16 protein-coding genes, 1 rRNA gene and 1 riboswitch are annotated in these 15,124 nt (G+C 41.9%); of the genes, 14 read left to right on the top strand and 3 right to left on the bottom strand.

Annotation, left to right across the window (positions count from 1 at the left end):
* The first annotated feature begins 6 nt into the window (after positions 1-6).
* The 9 genes from gspH (at position 7) to cysQ (ending at position 6,652) form a co-directional block, all read left to right on the top strand.
* The gene (gene gspH, locus C9J40_RS17395) at positions 7-594 is read left to right on the top strand and encodes a type II secretion system minor pseudopilin GspH (protein WP_107247533.1); all 588 of its coding nucleotides are present in this window, start codon (positions 7-9) and stop codon (positions 592-594) included.
* Complete coding sequence (gspI, locus tag C9J40_RS17390; RefSeq protein ID WP_107207772.1) at positions 584-943, top strand: type II secretion system minor pseudopilin GspI; 360 nt, start codon at positions 584-586, stop codon at positions 941-943. Before gspH ends, gspI begins: the two co-directional genes overlap by 11 nt.
* Positions 930-1,580 (top strand): type II secretion system minor pseudopilin GspJ, encoded by a 651-nt coding sequence (gene gspJ, locus C9J40_RS17385; RefSeq protein ID WP_045084553.1) that lies wholly within the window; start codon positions 930-932, stop codon positions 1,578-1,580. Before gspI ends, gspJ begins: the two co-directional genes overlap by 14 nt.
* Positions 1,577-2,590, top strand: a complete 1,014-nt coding sequence (gspK, locus tag C9J40_RS17380) for a type II secretion system minor pseudopilin GspK (protein WP_107247532.1) — start codon at positions 1,577-1,579, stop codon at positions 2,588-2,590. The genes gspJ and gspK overlap by 4 nt, the downstream gene beginning before the upstream one ends.
* Positions 2,559-3,854 carry a type II secretion system protein GspL gene (gspL, locus tag C9J40_RS17375; protein WP_233217784.1) on the top strand — a complete coding sequence of 432 codons (1,296 nt, stop codon included), beginning with the start codon at positions 2,559-2,561 and terminating at the stop codon, positions 3,852-3,854. The genes gspK and gspL overlap by 32 nt, the downstream gene beginning before the upstream one ends.
* A complete protein-coding gene (locus tag C9J40_RS17370) occupies positions 3,854-4,336 on the top strand; it encodes a type II secretion system protein M (RefSeq protein ID WP_105061428.1) in 483 nt (160 codons plus the stop codon). The genes gspL and C9J40_RS17370 overlap by 1 nt, the downstream gene beginning before the upstream one ends.
* 2 nt (positions 4,337-4,338) lie before the next feature.
* Complete coding sequence (locus tag C9J40_RS17365) at positions 4,339-5,097, top strand: type II secretion system protein N (protein WP_107207769.1); 759 nt, start codon at positions 4,339-4,341, stop codon at positions 5,095-5,097.
* 160 nt (positions 5,098-5,257) lie between these two features.
* Positions 5,258-5,815 carry an ADP compounds hydrolase NudE gene (gene nudE / locus C9J40_RS17360; RefSeq protein ID WP_107207768.1) on the top strand — a complete coding sequence of 186 codons (558 nt, stop codon included), beginning with the start codon at positions 5,258-5,260 and terminating at the stop codon, positions 5,813-5,815.
* Between the two features lie 3 nt (positions 5,816-5,818).
* Complete coding sequence (cysQ, locus tag C9J40_RS17355; protein ID WP_107207767.1) at positions 5,819-6,652, top strand: 3'(2'),5'-bisphosphate nucleotidase CysQ; 834 nt, start codon at positions 5,819-5,821, stop codon at positions 6,650-6,652.
* A 65-nt stretch (positions 6,653-6,717) separates the two neighbouring features.
* Here the strand turns inward: cysQ and sthA are convergent, their stop codons facing one another.
* Positions 6,718-8,133 carry a Si-specific NAD(P)(+) transhydrogenase gene (sthA, locus tag C9J40_RS17350; RefSeq protein ID WP_107247530.1) on the bottom strand — a complete coding sequence of 472 codons (1,416 nt, stop codon included), beginning with the start codon at positions 8,131-8,133 and terminating at the stop codon, positions 6,718-6,720.
* A 305-nt stretch (positions 8,134-8,438) separates the two neighbouring features.
* On the opposite strand from sthA, the gene fabR reads away from it, so the two are divergent.
* Together fabR and C9J40_RS17340 are read left to right on the top strand one after the other, a co-directional pair.
* Positions 8,439-9,071 (top strand): HTH-type transcriptional repressor FabR, encoded by a 633-nt coding sequence (gene fabR / locus C9J40_RS17345; protein WP_107207832.1) that lies wholly within the window; start codon positions 8,439-8,441, stop codon positions 9,069-9,071.
* A 27-nt stretch (positions 9,072-9,098) separates the two neighbouring features.
* Positions 9,099-9,479: a YijD family membrane protein gene (locus C9J40_RS17340; protein ID WP_107207765.1), complete on the top strand. Its 381-nt coding sequence runs from the start codon at positions 9,099-9,101 to the stop codon at positions 9,477-9,479.
* A 67-nt stretch (positions 9,480-9,546) separates the two neighbouring features.
* Here the strand turns inward: C9J40_RS17340 and trmA are convergent, their stop codons facing one another.
* Complete coding sequence (gene trmA / locus C9J40_RS17335) at positions 9,547-10,653, bottom strand: tRNA (uridine(54)-C5)-methyltransferase TrmA (protein ID WP_107247529.1); 1,107 nt, start codon at positions 10,651-10,653, stop codon at positions 9,547-9,549.
* 148 nt (positions 10,654-10,801) lie between these two features.
* Positions 10,802-11,043, top strand: a riboswitch (cobalamin riboswitch).
* A 31-nt stretch (positions 11,044-11,074) separates the two neighbouring features.
* Between trmA and btuB the strand changes: the two genes are divergently transcribed.
* Positions 11,075-12,934 (top strand): TonB-dependent vitamin B12 receptor, encoded by a 1,860-nt coding sequence (gene btuB, locus C9J40_RS17330; RefSeq protein ID WP_107247528.1) that lies wholly within the window; start codon positions 11,075-11,077, stop codon positions 12,932-12,934.
* 241 nt (positions 12,935-13,175) lie between these two features.
* Positions 13,176-13,988 (top strand): glutamate racemase, encoded by an 813-nt coding sequence (gene murI / locus C9J40_RS17325; RefSeq protein WP_107207762.1) that lies wholly within the window; start codon positions 13,176-13,178, stop codon positions 13,986-13,988.
* Here the strand turns inward: murI and C9J40_RS17320 are convergent.
* Positions 13,951-14,421, bottom strand: coding sequence for an RNA-binding protein (locus C9J40_RS17320; protein WP_107247527.1), 471 nt, complete (start codon positions 14,419-14,421; stop codon positions 13,951-13,953). The two genes, murI and C9J40_RS17320, sit on opposite strands and share 38 nt — an antisense overlap.
* Before the next feature lie 622 nt (positions 14,422-15,043).
* On the opposite strand from C9J40_RS17320, the gene C9J40_RS17315 reads away from it, so the two are divergent.
* Positions 15,044-15,124 (top strand): 16S ribosomal RNA (locus C9J40_RS17315); the annotation flags it as partial.

The raw sequence follows: 15,124 nt of genomic DNA, 5'->3' as shown, positions 1-15,124 counted from the left end.
GTCTTTATGATGAAGCGTAGTGTAGGTTTTACTCTCATTGAAATGATGTTGGTGCTGGTGTTACTCGCAACCAGCGCAGTTGCGGTGATCTCAACTTTACCGGATAACAAACGAGATGAAGTAAAAGAGCAAGCAGTACGTTTTCATCACCTCGCCCAACTATTGGGTGAGGATGCAATGCTTAATGGTGTGGACTACGGCATTCGTGTTGAGCCACACCAATATAATTTTTTGCAATTAACTCAAGATGGCTGGCAACCGCTAGAAGGTGCAAAATTTTATACCGATGTGAAGTTGGACAACGCGATTACAACTCAGGTTGAGATTGGCGGAGCGTGGAAAGATAAAGACCGACTTTTTAAATCAGATTCACTGTTTAAAGATGAAGACTTATTTACAAAGTCAGACGAAGAAAAGAAAAAGATCAAACCTCAAATTGTGGTTATGGCGAGTGGTGAATACACACCGTTTACTTTACGTTTTGAAGTCGACGGTGAAAATCAATTTTGGCGAGTCAGCGCCGATGAAGTGGGTAATTTAGTCTTGCTTAAGCCAGGTGAAACCTTAGAACAGGCAACAAAACGTGAGAAGTAAACAAGGTTTTACCTTATTAGAAGTGTTAGTTGCCTTAGCCATTTTCGCTGTTGCTGCGCTGGGTATTATGAAAGCGGTTAGCCAACACTTAAATACGCTGGGCTATTTAGAAGAAAAAACCTTTGCTGCGATGGTGGCTGATAATGAACTCGCGCAATTACATTTAAGCGGTCAGTATCCAACTTCAAGTAAGACAGGTAAGTCGACATTAGCCGATCGTGAATGGTATTGGACGGTAAAAAGTGTCAAAACGCAGCAGAGCTTATTACGCCAAATTGAGATTTCGGTAGCAAGCGATCCACAGCGTGAACATTCGGTAATAACGGTAAAGACTTATGTCGTCAATTAATCATTCCCGCCAGCGCGGTTTTACGTTACTGGAAGTACTTGTTGCAATAGCTGTTTTTGCCATGCTGAGTTTATCCGCTTATCAAGTCATGAATAACGTGATGCGTAGTGATGCGCAATCAAAAGATCATAACCAAAGATTAAAAGAAATACAGCGTGCCACGATTATGATGGATAACGATTTTCGTCAAATTGTTGCCCGTAAAAGCAGGCTTAATGGCGAAGAGCCTAACGATAAAGTGTTACAAGCTGGTGAGTACCTTTTGGATTCGAGTAGCGATGGGATCATGTTCGTGCGAACAGGCTGGCAAAATCCCCAAGCCATGTTTCCACGCGGTGATGTTACCCGCGTTGGCTATCGTGTGGTTGACGATCAATTAGAGCGTGTTTGGTTTCGCTACCCAGATAATGTTATTGGTGAAAAGCCACTGGTTAAGGTGTTATTAGATGGTGTGACTAAATTGCAGTTTTCCTTTTTCACCGATAAAAAATGGCAAGATAAATGGGATACCGCAGATAAGTTACCAGAAGGTATTAAAGTGACGATGACACTGAAAGATTTTGGTGAAATTGAGCGTATTTATCTCGTACCTACATCAGCATTATCTGCTTCTGCTGATTCGGAACAATCACAATGATGAAAAAACAGCGCGGTGTCGCGTTAATTGTGGTGCTCTTGCTCGTCGCGTTAATGAGCTTGATCGCTGTGCAAATGACGGGACGTTTACAACATAATTTTCATCGTGTTGAGAATCAAATTCAGCATCAGCAGGCGTATTGGTACAGTTTAGGGGTTGAAGCGTTAGCTGAAAAAGGTCTCGCTTTAACGTTTAAAGACAGCAAGATCATCGACTTAACTCAGCCATGGGCGATAGAAGATCAAACCTATCCGATTGATGGTGCGGTAGTCACCGGTAGCATGTTTGATAAGCAAGCTTGCTTTAACATTAATGCGCTTGGTGCTGTAAAACCCGTCGCTGATGGCAGTAAGCAGCCATTTTTGGTGACCTACTTTCAAAACATCATGATCGACAGTGGTGTTGATGATTATTCTGCAGAACAAATCGCAGATTCTAGCTGGGAATTTATTGATAAGAATACCACGGTGCAATCAAGCTACGGTGGTGAAGACAGCACGTATGAAGCATTTCAACCACCTTACTTACCCCCTAATGGTTGGTTAGCGGATCGCAGTGAATTACGTGCGATTAACGGGGTGACGGCTGATATTTATGAGAAAGTAAAAGGCTTGGTGTGTGCATTGCCAACTGATGACTTTAAACTCAATGTAAATACGATCACTCAAAGACAGGCTGTATTACTGTCAGCTTTATTTTCGCCAGAGCTTTCATTGGACGCTGCAAAAAAAATTATTAAAGATCGCGATGCCCGTCGTAAAGGGTGGGATAGCGTTGATGATTTCATGAAAGAGCTACCACAAGGCGATCAAGCTGATAAACAAGAACAACAGAAAAAGTACTTAACGGTCAGCAGTAACTATTTTTCATTAGATGCTGAAATACAAATAGATAACGCCAGATTACGAGCGGTAACGCTATTTAAACGAGATGATAATAACAAGGTGACGGTAGTACGTCGCCAGTATGGAGGAATCCGTGAGCGAATTTCTGACGATAAGACTGAGTAGTCGGCCTGAGGTGCCGGTGCAATGGCTTGTCTGGTCGCCACAGCAGAACGAAGTGATTGCATCAGGTCAGTTAGCTGATATCACGCAATTAGATCAGCTAGTGGAATATGCGGGTACTCGGCCGGTATATGGTTTAGTGCCTACCAGTGAGATGCTATTAACACAAGTTACTATTCCTGCAGGCAGTAGCCGCCAATTGACCGCTGTTTTACCTTATCTCTTAGAAGAAGAATTGGCGCAGGATGTTGAAAGTTTACATGTTCAGTTGCTGCATCGGGAAGATGATGTTGCAACGGTAGCGCTTATTGAGCATCAAAAGATGCTGCAATGGTTATCAGCATTTAAAGAATGTGGTTTAGAGCTAAAAAAAGTTATTCCAGACTGTTTGTGTTTGCCGTTGTTTGATGATGGTTATAGTGCTGCTGAAATTGAAGGGCAATGGTTGATCCGTCAATCAGAGTTTATGGGGATTTGTGCGGAAACGAGTTGGTTAGATGCATGGTTCAGTGCCCAAAAAGCGCCAATTATGTTAGCTGCAAGTGATGATGACGAGGACAACGACGAAGAGGCAGAGCAAGCTGCCATTGAATCTGCGGTGGCGGATGTTGAATCGAATCCAAGTCAAGTTGTCATACACCACTATACATCAGCACCTCAAGGTGTCAGTGGGCGTTGGCAAGCACATGCACCGGAGCTCGTGATGCAACTGTTAGCGTTAGGGGCTGCGGGAAGTAAAGTTAATTTACTATCAGGGGCTTATAAACCACAAGCTGCTTGGCGTAAGCATTTAAAACCGTGGCGTAAAGTCGCGATTGCCGCAAGTTTAGTACTTGTAGCTGTAGTCGGAGAACACGTGATGGCGTTACAACAGCTAGAGCATCAAGCCAAAGCGTACCGTGCTGAAAGTGAGCGGATCTTCCGTCAGGTTTTACCTCAGTTTAAACGTATTCCGTCACAGAGTTATTTGAAAAATCAAATGAACGCAGCATTGAAAAGCTTAGGTGGGCAGGGAGCGGATAACGGTATTTTAATGTGGTTAAGTGAGTTAAAGCCGGCATTATCAAAAGCACCGAGCGTGAAAATTGTTAATCTAAAATACGATCAAAAGCGGGGCGAACTGCGTTTACAAGCAACGGCTTCTGACTTCCAAGATTTTGAGAAGTTACGCAGTGTGTTGACGAAAGACTTTACCGTTGAGCAAGGTCAATTAAGCAAAGAAGATGGCTTAGTCAGTGGTGCCGTCGTGCTAAGGAGAAAAGCATAATGGCAGAAATTAAAGCATGGTGGAAAGCATTAAGCCAGCGAGAGCAGTATCTTGTTATGGGTGCTGGCGGTGCTTTATTGCTAGCTATCTTATACTGGGGACTATGGCAACCATTAAATCAACGCACTGAATTAGCACAAACACGTATTCAAAGTGAACGTCAGCTATTGTCATGGGTTGAAGGTAAAGCAAATAAGATCACGGCGTTTAAGCGTGCTGGTGGTACGGTAAATGTCAGTGACAAAGGACTTAACCAAGTGGTAAATGAAACGACGGAACGTTTTAAGATTGAATTGATCCGTATGCAACCACGTAATGATGCGATTCAAGTATGGGTGAAGCCTGTACCGTTCAATGCATTACTTAATTGGCTCTCTTACCTGCAAGATAACTTTGGGATTGAAACGCAATTTATTGATATCTCGAAAACTGATCAAAATGGCATGGTTGAAGTAAACCGATTACAGTTAGGACGAGGTTAAAGGTGAAATTTAAACTCGCTATCGGCGCAACATTTGGGGTGGTATTTATTGCCAGCACTATTGTCCATTTACCGGCTAATTGGGCATGGCAACAAGCACCAAAAGTTAATGGTTTATCATTAAGTGGTATTCAAGGAACCCTATGGCAAGGCTCTGCTAAGACCGTTGTGTGGCAAAATCAAAGTTTAGGTCAAATTCAATGGGACATGAAACTGGGTAGTCTATTTACAGGTAAACTCGCGTTTGATGTCCGATTTGGCCGTGGCAGTGATATGCAACTACAAGGTAGTGGTATTGTCGGTTATAGCACCTCGGGACCGTTTGCTGAAAAGCTCTTAGTCTCTGTACCAGCAGCGAATGCCATGCAGTATGCCAAGTTACCTGTGCCGTTGACATTAACAGGTAATATTGAACTTACGGTACGTGATTATCTGTATGCTGCGCCGTATTGTAAAACCTTGAATGCTACGTTGGCTTGGGCACAAGGTAAGGCGTCAACACCCATGGGAAATATTAATCTAGGCCCTGTTTTTGCCGATTTAAGTTGTCAAGAAGGTGCTATTTTAGCAAAAGCCTCACAGTCGTCTGATGATGTTAGTAGTGATTGGCAAGCAAACTTAGCTAAAAATAATAGTTACAGCTTATCAGGATGGTTTAAACCGGGGGCTACATTCCCTGAGCAATTGTCTCAACAATTAAAATGGTTAGGCGATCCTGATTCAAAAGGGCAATATAAAATTAATTACTCAGGGCGTTTGTAATTATCTAATCGTCGCGATGTGAGTGGTTATTAATCACAAACTGAATAGTAAGAGGCAGTCTAAGTAGACTGCCTCTTTATTTATCTGCGCGATTAGCTTTTAATGAAGCATAGGCACAAACAAAATTTTTCTTCGCGATAACATGACATAGGGCTTTAAGATGGCGATCAGTAAAGATAAACCTCAAATCTTATCTGCAGAGGTTGTTGCTCAATCACGACTGTTTAAAATTGAATCATTGGATTTGCGTTTTTCTAACGGTGTTGAGCGTACCTATGAACGTATGAAGCCAAGTGGTCGCAATGCGGTGCTGATTGTCCCTGTGACGGAGCAAGGTGATTTATTGTTGATCCGCGAATATTCAGCAGGTACTGAACGTTATGAATTAGGCTTTCCTAAAGGCTTAATTGATGAGGGGGAAACACCGACTGAAGCGGCCAATCGTGAATTAAAAGAAGAAATTGGTTTTGGTGCCCATCAACTACAACCATTAAAAGAAGTGATATTAGCCCCGTCTTATTTTTCCAGTCGCATGACATTGTTTTTAGCGCAAGATCTGTATCCTGAGAAACTTGAAGGTGATGAGCCTGAGCCGTTAGACATTATTCGTTGGCCATTAGCACAAGCAGAAGAGCTTCTGACGCATGTTGATTTTGCCGAAGCGCGGAGTATTACCGCATTGTTTTTAGCATTGAAGCAATTAGCACGAAAGGAGTAACCAATGGCCTATTCGCATTTACTGCCTGATGTGGTTGAGATCGCTCGAGCATCAGGTCAATTGATTTTAGATATTTATCAACGTGGTCAGTTTGAGAAACAGATCAAAGATGATAATACGCCAGTGACAAGTGCTGATCTTGCGGCTCATAAGTTAGTGATGGAGCGATTGACCCAATTAACGCCTGATATCCCCGTGTTATCTGAAGAAGATGCTAGCGTACCATTAACAGAGCGGAGCCAGTGGAAACGTTATTGGTTAGTTGATCCATTAGATGGTACGCAAGAATTTATCGCTGGTAGCGGTGATTTTGCGACAATCATTGCGTTAGTTGAAGATAACCGTCCGATCATGGGAGTGGTTTATGCGCCCGTATCTGGGGTGTCATATTATGCCTATGCAGGGAAAGGCGCGCATAAGATTACCGCTGAAGGTGAAAGTGTCAAAATTGCAACTCATCATCATGAAGAGAATACGAAGTCTATTGTTGTGGCCATTAGCCGTCGCCAAGAAATCAGTTCTATCACATCGCGATTAGATCCAAGCTACAACTATGAACTCGTACCATTAGGATCTGCAGCATTAAAATCATGTTTGGTGGCAGAAGGTGCGGTAGATTGTTACTTACGCTTGGGACCGACAGGTGAGTGGGATACCGCAGCAACCCAGTGTATTGTAGAAGAGGCGGGCGGTCGTATTCTTAATACCCATTTGACACCGCTGTCTTATAACGAGCGTAATACATTAGAGAATCCAAATTTTATTACCTTAGGTGATGAAGGCTTGCCTTGGGCTGATATCTTAGAGCCGGATGATCGGATGATGAATGTCGATTAGGATGCAGGATAAAAACGGAGCAGATAAGCTCCGTTTTTTATTGGCTAATAGTTTTAGCTATAGGGTTAGAACAAACGGTTTAAACCATTGAGAGCCGCCACTCGATAAGCTTCTGCCATTGTCGGGTAGTTAAATGTGGTATTGACGAAATAATCAATCGTATTCCCTTCGCCTTTTTGCTCCATGATCGCCTGTCCGATGTGAATAATTTCTGCAGCGCGCTCACCAAAACAATGAATGCCTAAGATCTCTTTGGTTTCTCGATGGAATAAAATCTTTAAGCTTCCCACTTCTGTGCCAGCAATTTGCGCACGAGCAAGATGCTTAAATTGGGAACGTCCCACTTCATATGGTACTTTCTCTGCGGTTAGTTGCTGCTCTGTCTTACCTACCGAGCTGATCTCAGGAATGGTGTAAATACCCGTTGGAATATGATCAATTAGCTGACCTTGAGCTTGTCCTTTACTGATCGCTTGTGCTGCAAATCGACCTTGGTCATAGGCTGCACTAGCAAGGCTTGGATAACCAATTACATCCCCCACCGCATAAACATGATCGACTTCGGTTTGATAACTGCGGTTAACCTTGAGTTGTCCACGAGAGTCAGGGGTTAAGCCAACATGTTCGAGCTCGAGTTTATCTGTATTACCAGTACGGCCATTGGCATATAAAATACAATCTGCACGCATTTTCTTGCCAGATTGTAGATGTAGGATCACCCCGTCATCAGTCCCTTCAATCTCTTCAAATATCTCATCATTACGTATCATCACCCCGTTGTTCCAGAGGTGATAAGACAGGGAGTCTGATATTTCATTATCAAGAAATTCCAGTAAGCGTTGACGGGTGTTAATTAAGTCAACTTTAACGCCAAGGCCCCGGAAAATAGACGCGTATTCACAACCAATCACGCCTGCGCCGTAAATAATAATATGGCGAGGATCGTGCTCTAAACGTAAAATTGAATCACTGTCATATACGCGGGGGTGATCAAAATCGACACCGTCAGGATGGTAAGGACGAGAGCCTGTTGCAATAATAAATTTATCAGCACTGTAGCGCTCAAGGCTGCCATCATTGCTTTTTACTTCAACATTGTGACTGGCAATAAAGCGTGCCTCACCATGAATAATTTGGCATTGGTTACGGTCATAAAACCCCTGGCGCATCCGTGTTTGCTTATTTACAACGACTTCAGCATGACCGAGGATTTGGCTAAAGGTGCTGTGAAGTGTTGAGTTGTTTTTGCAATAAAGCGGGTTTTGATTAAATTCAATAATACGACTAACAGCATGACGCAGAGCCTTCGATGGAATCGTTCCCCAGTGCGTACAGCCCCCACCAACACTGTCTTCGCGTTCAATAATCGCAACGTTGAAACCGGCTTTAGTTAATCCCATAGCAGCACCTTCACCGCCAGGGCCACTACCAATAATAATCACATCAAAATGACTGTTATTACTGCACTGCGTATCCGTCATCACATTATTCCTATCTGTATTGGTAACATTTTTGCATCGTAAGTGTAACGATTTGTAATCAATAGGAGAATCAATAGATGGTCAGAGCTGGCGAGGGATCACGCTCTATCGCTGAGTTGGAAGAATAAATGCGAATAATTACCCTAAACGGTGAGGTGGTAGATTGTGAAGTGTGTGAATAAATGATGTTAATCTGGCTTTGCGTGAAGGCGGTTGAGCCAGTAGTATAGGACTATTCTTACGCGATGGTTTATCTTCATTTAGTTGCGTATTATGGTCAGAAAACTATAGAGAAGCAGATGTCCATGGGGATCAGGGCTCAACAGAAAGAAAAAACCCGTCGCTCGCTTATCGATGCTGCGTTTAGCCAGTTAAGTGCAGACAGAAGTTTTTCTAATTTAAGTTTACGAGAAGTTGCTCGTGAAGCTGGGATTGCCCCAACATCGTTTTATCGTCATTTTAAAGATATGGACGAATTAGGTTTAACTATGGTGGATGAAGGTGGATTGATCCTTCGTCAGCTAATGCGGCAAGCTCGTCAACGTATTGCGACCGAAGGGAGTGTGATCCGCACCTCGGTTGAGACGTTTATGGAGTTTATCGAAAGTAGTCCTAATGTCTTTCGTCTACTATTACGTGAACGTTCAGGCACATCAACAGCATTTCGTGCTGCTGTTGTCCGTGAAATACAACACTTTGTTGCTGAACTAAGTGAGTATCTTGAGGCCAAAACTGGGGTGGCGCACGAAGAAGCGTATACCCAAGCAGAGGCGTCTGTTACTTTAGTCTTTAGTTCAGGAGCGGAAGCGTTAGATCTGGATAGCCATGCTCGTGCTGAGCATGCAGAAAGATTGATTATGCAATTAAGAATGATTGCAAAGGGTGCTTATTGGTACCGAAAAGAGCGTGAGCGTCGAGAGCTCAGGCAAAAACTATAACCTTATTTCGATTTTGTGGTGAAGGATATGGACAAGCAACAAGTTAAAGCAGAACGTAAAACTCTAGTTCTATCATTACTAGCGGGTGTATGCGGTAACGCAACATTAGCAGTACTAACGTCAAGCAGCGTGGCATTCTCTATTTTCCCTGTGCTTGCATTTGTATTGGCGGTGTACTGCCTGTACCAAGAATACCTACGTAAGCCAATGACAGAAGGTACGCCTGCGATTGCAACGGCATGCTTTTTTGTCGGCGCATTTGGTTACTCTGCATGTCTTCGTGCAGCAATTCCAGAAATGGGCTCGAACTTCTTACCATTAATGATTGCACTAGCGCTGCTATTCTGGGTGAGCTACAAAATGGGTATAATGAATAAAAAAGCCAAGCCAGAAGTTGAATCGAAATAATTTCATTAAGACCAAGAATAAAAAAGGCGCCTTCAGCGCCTTTTTTATTACGGGCTACTTGGTAATATTATTTACGTTCAAGTAATACACCAGCTTCCATATGATGGGTATATGGGAATTGATCAAATAAGGCAAAACGTGTGATTTTGTGTGTTTCACACAGGATGTCCAAATTCTCTTTCAGTGTTTCAGGGTTACAAGAGATGTACATGATACGCTCATAACCTTGCACCATACGGCAGGTTCCCTCATCCATCCCCGATCGTGGAGGATCGACAAAGATCGTATTGCAGTTGTAGCTTTGAAGATCCACATTTTGATCTTTTAAGCGGCGGAACTCACGCTTACCTTCCATTGCATCAGTAAAATCTTCTGCAGACATGCGAATGATTTGTACGTTATTAATGTTATTAACCGCAATGTTGTATTGCGCAGAATCTACAGATGGTTTTGCTAATTCTGTTGCTAATACGCGTTCGAAGTTTTGTGCTAGTGCCAGTGAAAAGTTACCGTTACCACAGTAAAGTTCAAGCAAATCACCCTCGCTGTCTTGAGTGCAGTCAACAGCCCATTCAAGCATCTTTTGTGCAACTTCACCATTCGGTTGGGTAAAGCTGTTTTCAACTTGCTTATAGGTTAGGGTGCGATCGTGCACTTTTAATTGTTCGATAACATAGTCTTGATCCAGTACGATTTTCATCTTACGAGCACGGCCGATAAGATTTAGCTTAAAACCTTCATCATTTAGACGCTGTTTTAGCTGCTTAGCTTCTGCTGTCCACTCATTATCAAGTTGGCGGTGGTAAAGCATAGAAACAAGGATTTCCCCACTAAGGGTTGATAAGAAATCGACTTGGAATAATTTATGACGTAGCGCTTTAATGGGTTTGATCGCATCAACCAGCATCGGCATCAAATCATTGATCAGACGGCTTGCCGCAGGAAATTGATCAACGCGGTATTTTTCACGTGTTTCTTGGTTAAACATGATATAGAAAAGATCTTCACCCTCATGCCAAACACGGAATTCTGCACGCATACGGTAATGCTCTGCAGGAGAGGCAAACACCTCGAGTTCAGGGGTATCAAAATCAGCACAAATGTTTTGAATACGCTCTGCCTTTTCATCCAACTGTTGCTGATAATCAGCGGTGTTAAGGATGGTGGATGTCATAGTGTATGCCTCGACTGCTCAAAATAAGAGCGCAGATTTTATTGCATTGCACAGTGATGTCCAGTGTTACGCCGAGAAAAAGTCTTTTATTGCGTAATTTATTTATAACTAATAGCAAACAAAACTAGACATAAAAGCGATACATCACTAGCATCTGCACTGCGCTGGTTAACCATGGGATGGTACGGGAATACGGTGAAAATCCGTAACTGACGCGCAGCGGTAATAGAGAACGAACGCACACGGATGTATTCCAAACACTGTTTTAACAATATGATCAATCAATAGATATGGAATGATGTATTGTTGAGATGGGAAGTTGATGCCTAGGCGACCTTCTTCAGGTCATGCTCTTAAGTCCGAATACCAACCAGCGGTAAAGCACTTTTGCTTTGTTATATACGCGACTTAGGATCCTCAAATGAAAAAAACACTTTTAGCGCTGGCGGTCACGTCGGTGTATTTCCCTTCTTTTTCTATAATAGCAGCAGAAGATAACACCCAAACCGATGATGTGATGGTCGTCACTGCCAACCGTTTTGAACAACCTGTGACTTCAGTACTTGCGCCATTTAATGTCGTGACCCGCCAAGATATCGATAAGATACAAGCCAAAACACTCACAGAAGTGATTAGTTTATTACCGGGTGTGCAGGTGACGCAAAATGGTGGGCGCGGCCAGCTAGCCAGTATTATGGTACGTGGTACTAATTCCGATCAGGTACTCGTTCTCGTTGATGGTATTCGTATGGCACGAGCAGCAAAAGGTGCGGTTGATTTTAACCAAGTTCCTTTGACTCAAGTTGAGCGCATTGAATTTACTCGCGGCGCTCGTGCTGCAATCTATGGTTCAGAAGCGATTGGTGGTGTAATCAATATCATTACATTGGCTGATGTTGATTCACCATCAAAAACGAAGCTGAATGTAGGTATTGGTAGTCATAACTATCAAGAGGCGAGTGCATCAGGCGCGTATAAAGTTGGTGAAAATGGTTTGCTGCAACTTGCTGTAGGTTATGAAGATGATGAAGGCTATAACGTTAAGCCACAGCCTGGATTAAATGATGGTGATAAACATGGCTTTGCTAGTCGTAATGCCATGATTGCTTATCATCAACGTTTTAGCGATACCTTAAAAGGGTTTGTATCTACACGTTGGTATAAAAATCAGTACCAGTATGACAGCTCATTCGTTGATTTCTTTTCTGGTGAACCAGTACATCAATATATGCAGTCAGAGCCTGAGTTATTTGACTATAGCGCAGGATTGGATTTAGATTTAGGGCGTTACCAATCTAAGTTAATTGCAGATTACCAACATCAAACGAATTACGATTACAATAAAGCGGCGACCACGACGCCTGTTGTTGCCAGTCAGGATGAGAAATTCACTCAACGCAATCTACAGTGGAATAACCATTTTACCGTTAACGACAATCTACAATTAGTCGGTGGTGTTGATTGGCGTAAAGAGTCATGGCAAGACAAGCTATCTTCAGATGCCGTTAGCAGAAACAATACGGGTATTTATGGTATTGGTTTAGTGAATGTTAATGATTTTTCATTAGAATCTAGCTTACGTTTAGACGATAACCAGCAGTATGGTTCTCAGTTTACTTATAACGTGGCTGGTGGTTGGTATATCACTGATGAAGTGCAACTACGTACATCTTACGGCAGTGCATTCAAAGCGCCGAATTTATTCCAACTATATTCACCATTTTACGGCACTGAAACACTAAACCCTGAGAAATCAAAAAATGCGGAAGTGGCTATTGAAGCTAACTACAACGTGATTGATTTAGCTGTTACAGGTTATCGCATGGAGATTGATAACCTTATTGGTTTTAATAACACGTCTTGGAAGTATTATAACGAATCAGGAAAAAGCAAAATCAAAGGTATTGAAGTTGAAGCAGACTTTGATACGGGCTTTTTATCTCACCAGCTCAACTTTGACTTTAAAGATCCCCGTAATAGCCAAGGGCAGCGTTTAGATCGCCGCGAGAAATTCTCGTTTAAGTGGGTAGGTACAGCAAGTGTTGGTGATCTCGATAGCGCACTAACGTATCAATACCATGGCAAACGTCCAGATCAATATGGTCCAACGGGTGAGTTACCGGCTTACGATACTTGGGACTTGGCATTAACATATTGGCTACAGCCAAAACTTGCCTTAAAAGGGCGAGTAGCGAACCTTCTAAATGAAGATTATGAGACTGCTGGTGGTTATCAAATGCCTGGCCGTACTTATTACACCAGTATTAACTACCAATTCTAATCGAAAACGCAAGATTAAGGCCGCTAATATAGCGGCCTTTTTAATAAAGCTTGTACATAACGGGAAGATTCAGTACTAACCTTTGTGGTTGATGATCAGTTTTTCCAACGATCTCTAGATATTACATGGAAAATATAGAGAGAACTGAACGATTTTATTATCAGCGGTATCAGTTAGCTAACTGGGCTGTTTGCGAGAACTGAAGATCGCAGTATCATAAGGTGAGTAATGTTTATTAGGTATGGTACGAGTGAAAAAGATTGTTATTTTTGATTCTGGTGTAGGTGGTTTATCTGTTTATAAAGAAATCTACGATCTTTTACCGCAAGTGCAATATATCTATGCCTTCGATAACGCCGCCTTCCCGTATGGTGAGTTACCCGATAATATACTTATTGAGCGTACCAATCATATTGTCTCGACATTAGTTGAGCAATATCAAGCAGACTTAGTTGTTATTGCGTGTAATACCGCAAGTACAATTGTATTACCGACCCTGCGCCAAAATCTTAACATTCCTATTGTAGGCGTTGTTCCAGCGATTAAACCTGCCGCGAAGTTAAGTAATACCAAAGTCATTGGCTTATTAGCAACGCCTGCAACGGTTAAGCGTGAATATACGCATCAGTTAATTAACCAATTTGCTAGTGATTGCGAAGTTAAAATGATTGGTTCAACCCGATTAGTAGAAATGGCTGAGCAAAAGCTACGTGGTGAATCTATTTCTCTTCATGAACTCAGTGAGATTTTAGCGCCATGGCAACAGCAAGTAGATAGCATTATTTTAGGTTGTACACATTTCCCATTAATTAAAGAAGAAATAAAAGCTGTTCTTAATAATGAAGTGAATGTTGTGGATTCCGGTAAAGCGATAGCGCTACGCGTATCGTCCTTGTTAGGATTATCTGCACAAGAAAAACAACCCCATAATAAAATAAATAACCTTACATATAGCAGCGCCGCTACACAAAGTGTAGCGGCGCTGAATAAAAGTTTACGTCAAATAGAGCTGGGTACTATTCAGTCTCTACAATATCCGTATCTGCGTTTTTAGGCTCATTAGCTTCACGTACTTTTAACGTACGTTGACCGTATTCTTTATTGTTTAATTGCTCGATAGCACTATCTGCATCTAAGCTACTCATTACAACAAAGCCAAAGCCTCTGCGCTTGCCTGTACGTTTATCCTTCATTAGGCGTACAGCAAAAACATCGCCATGCTCAGCGAATAGATTTTTAACATCAGTCTCATTAGCGCGATAAGGAAGGTTACCAACATAAAGGGTTTTGCTGCTTTGAGAGGTTTCAGTATTATCGACAGGGGTCACTTCTTTAGGTTTTTGCATGAAGTAAAGTGCAGCACCGACAGCAATTGCACCTAAAGCAAAGCTAATAGAAGAATGAAGAGTAGGAATAAGGCTAAGAATTAATGCACCGATAATAGCAATAGCTAGAGCGGTTATTATGGTTGGATTATTTGATTTCATATTTAATTAAACTACATCGTCAAAATGGAAGGAAGAATGCGTAATGTTTCTTTTAACATCGAACTCACAATGATATTACTTTCATTGAGTTGTAATTACTAGCGAGTGAACCATCAGTTCATCAAATGTTGTAATTACAAGCGTATCAACCACAGTAGATGAAATAACGAGCAAATACATTATTTTTTTCAAAAAAGACTTGTCAGAGTGATCGAAGTCTCTATAATGCCGCTCCATCGAAAGGGAACACGAACAAACAAATGATCGAGTTCAAACTTTTTGAATTATTAATATCGAATAACGATTAAATCTTTGGTTTTGCCAAGGGTAGTTAATAAGAAAGTTTAAAGTTAGAATTTCTTCTTGACTACAGTTAAGGGCTGAGTACAATACGCATCCCTGACCAATATTAAGTATTGAGTCAACGTTCTTTAACAATTTGACCATGCAATCTGTGTGGGCACTCGTTGAAAAGTTAAGTCGAAAGATTTATCAATGATACTAGTGACCAATACAAATAACTTCGGTTATTTGGCACAGTCAATTCAAATATCCTAACTAGCTTCTAGTTAGCGGTATTTTAACAGTATTCATTGAGCCGGTCGAAAGACCACAAAAACTTTAATTGAAGAGTTTGATCATGGCTCAGATTGAACGCTGGCGGCAGGCCTAACACATGCAAGTCGAGCGGTAACAGATTGAT

It is taken from the genome of Photobacterium sp. GB-72, assembly GCF_003026095.1.
In the GTDB taxonomy this organism is placed as follows: Bacteria; Pseudomonadota; Gammaproteobacteria; order Enterobacterales; family Vibrionaceae; genus Photobacterium.
This window is presented reverse-complemented; position numbering and strand designations above follow the sequence as displayed.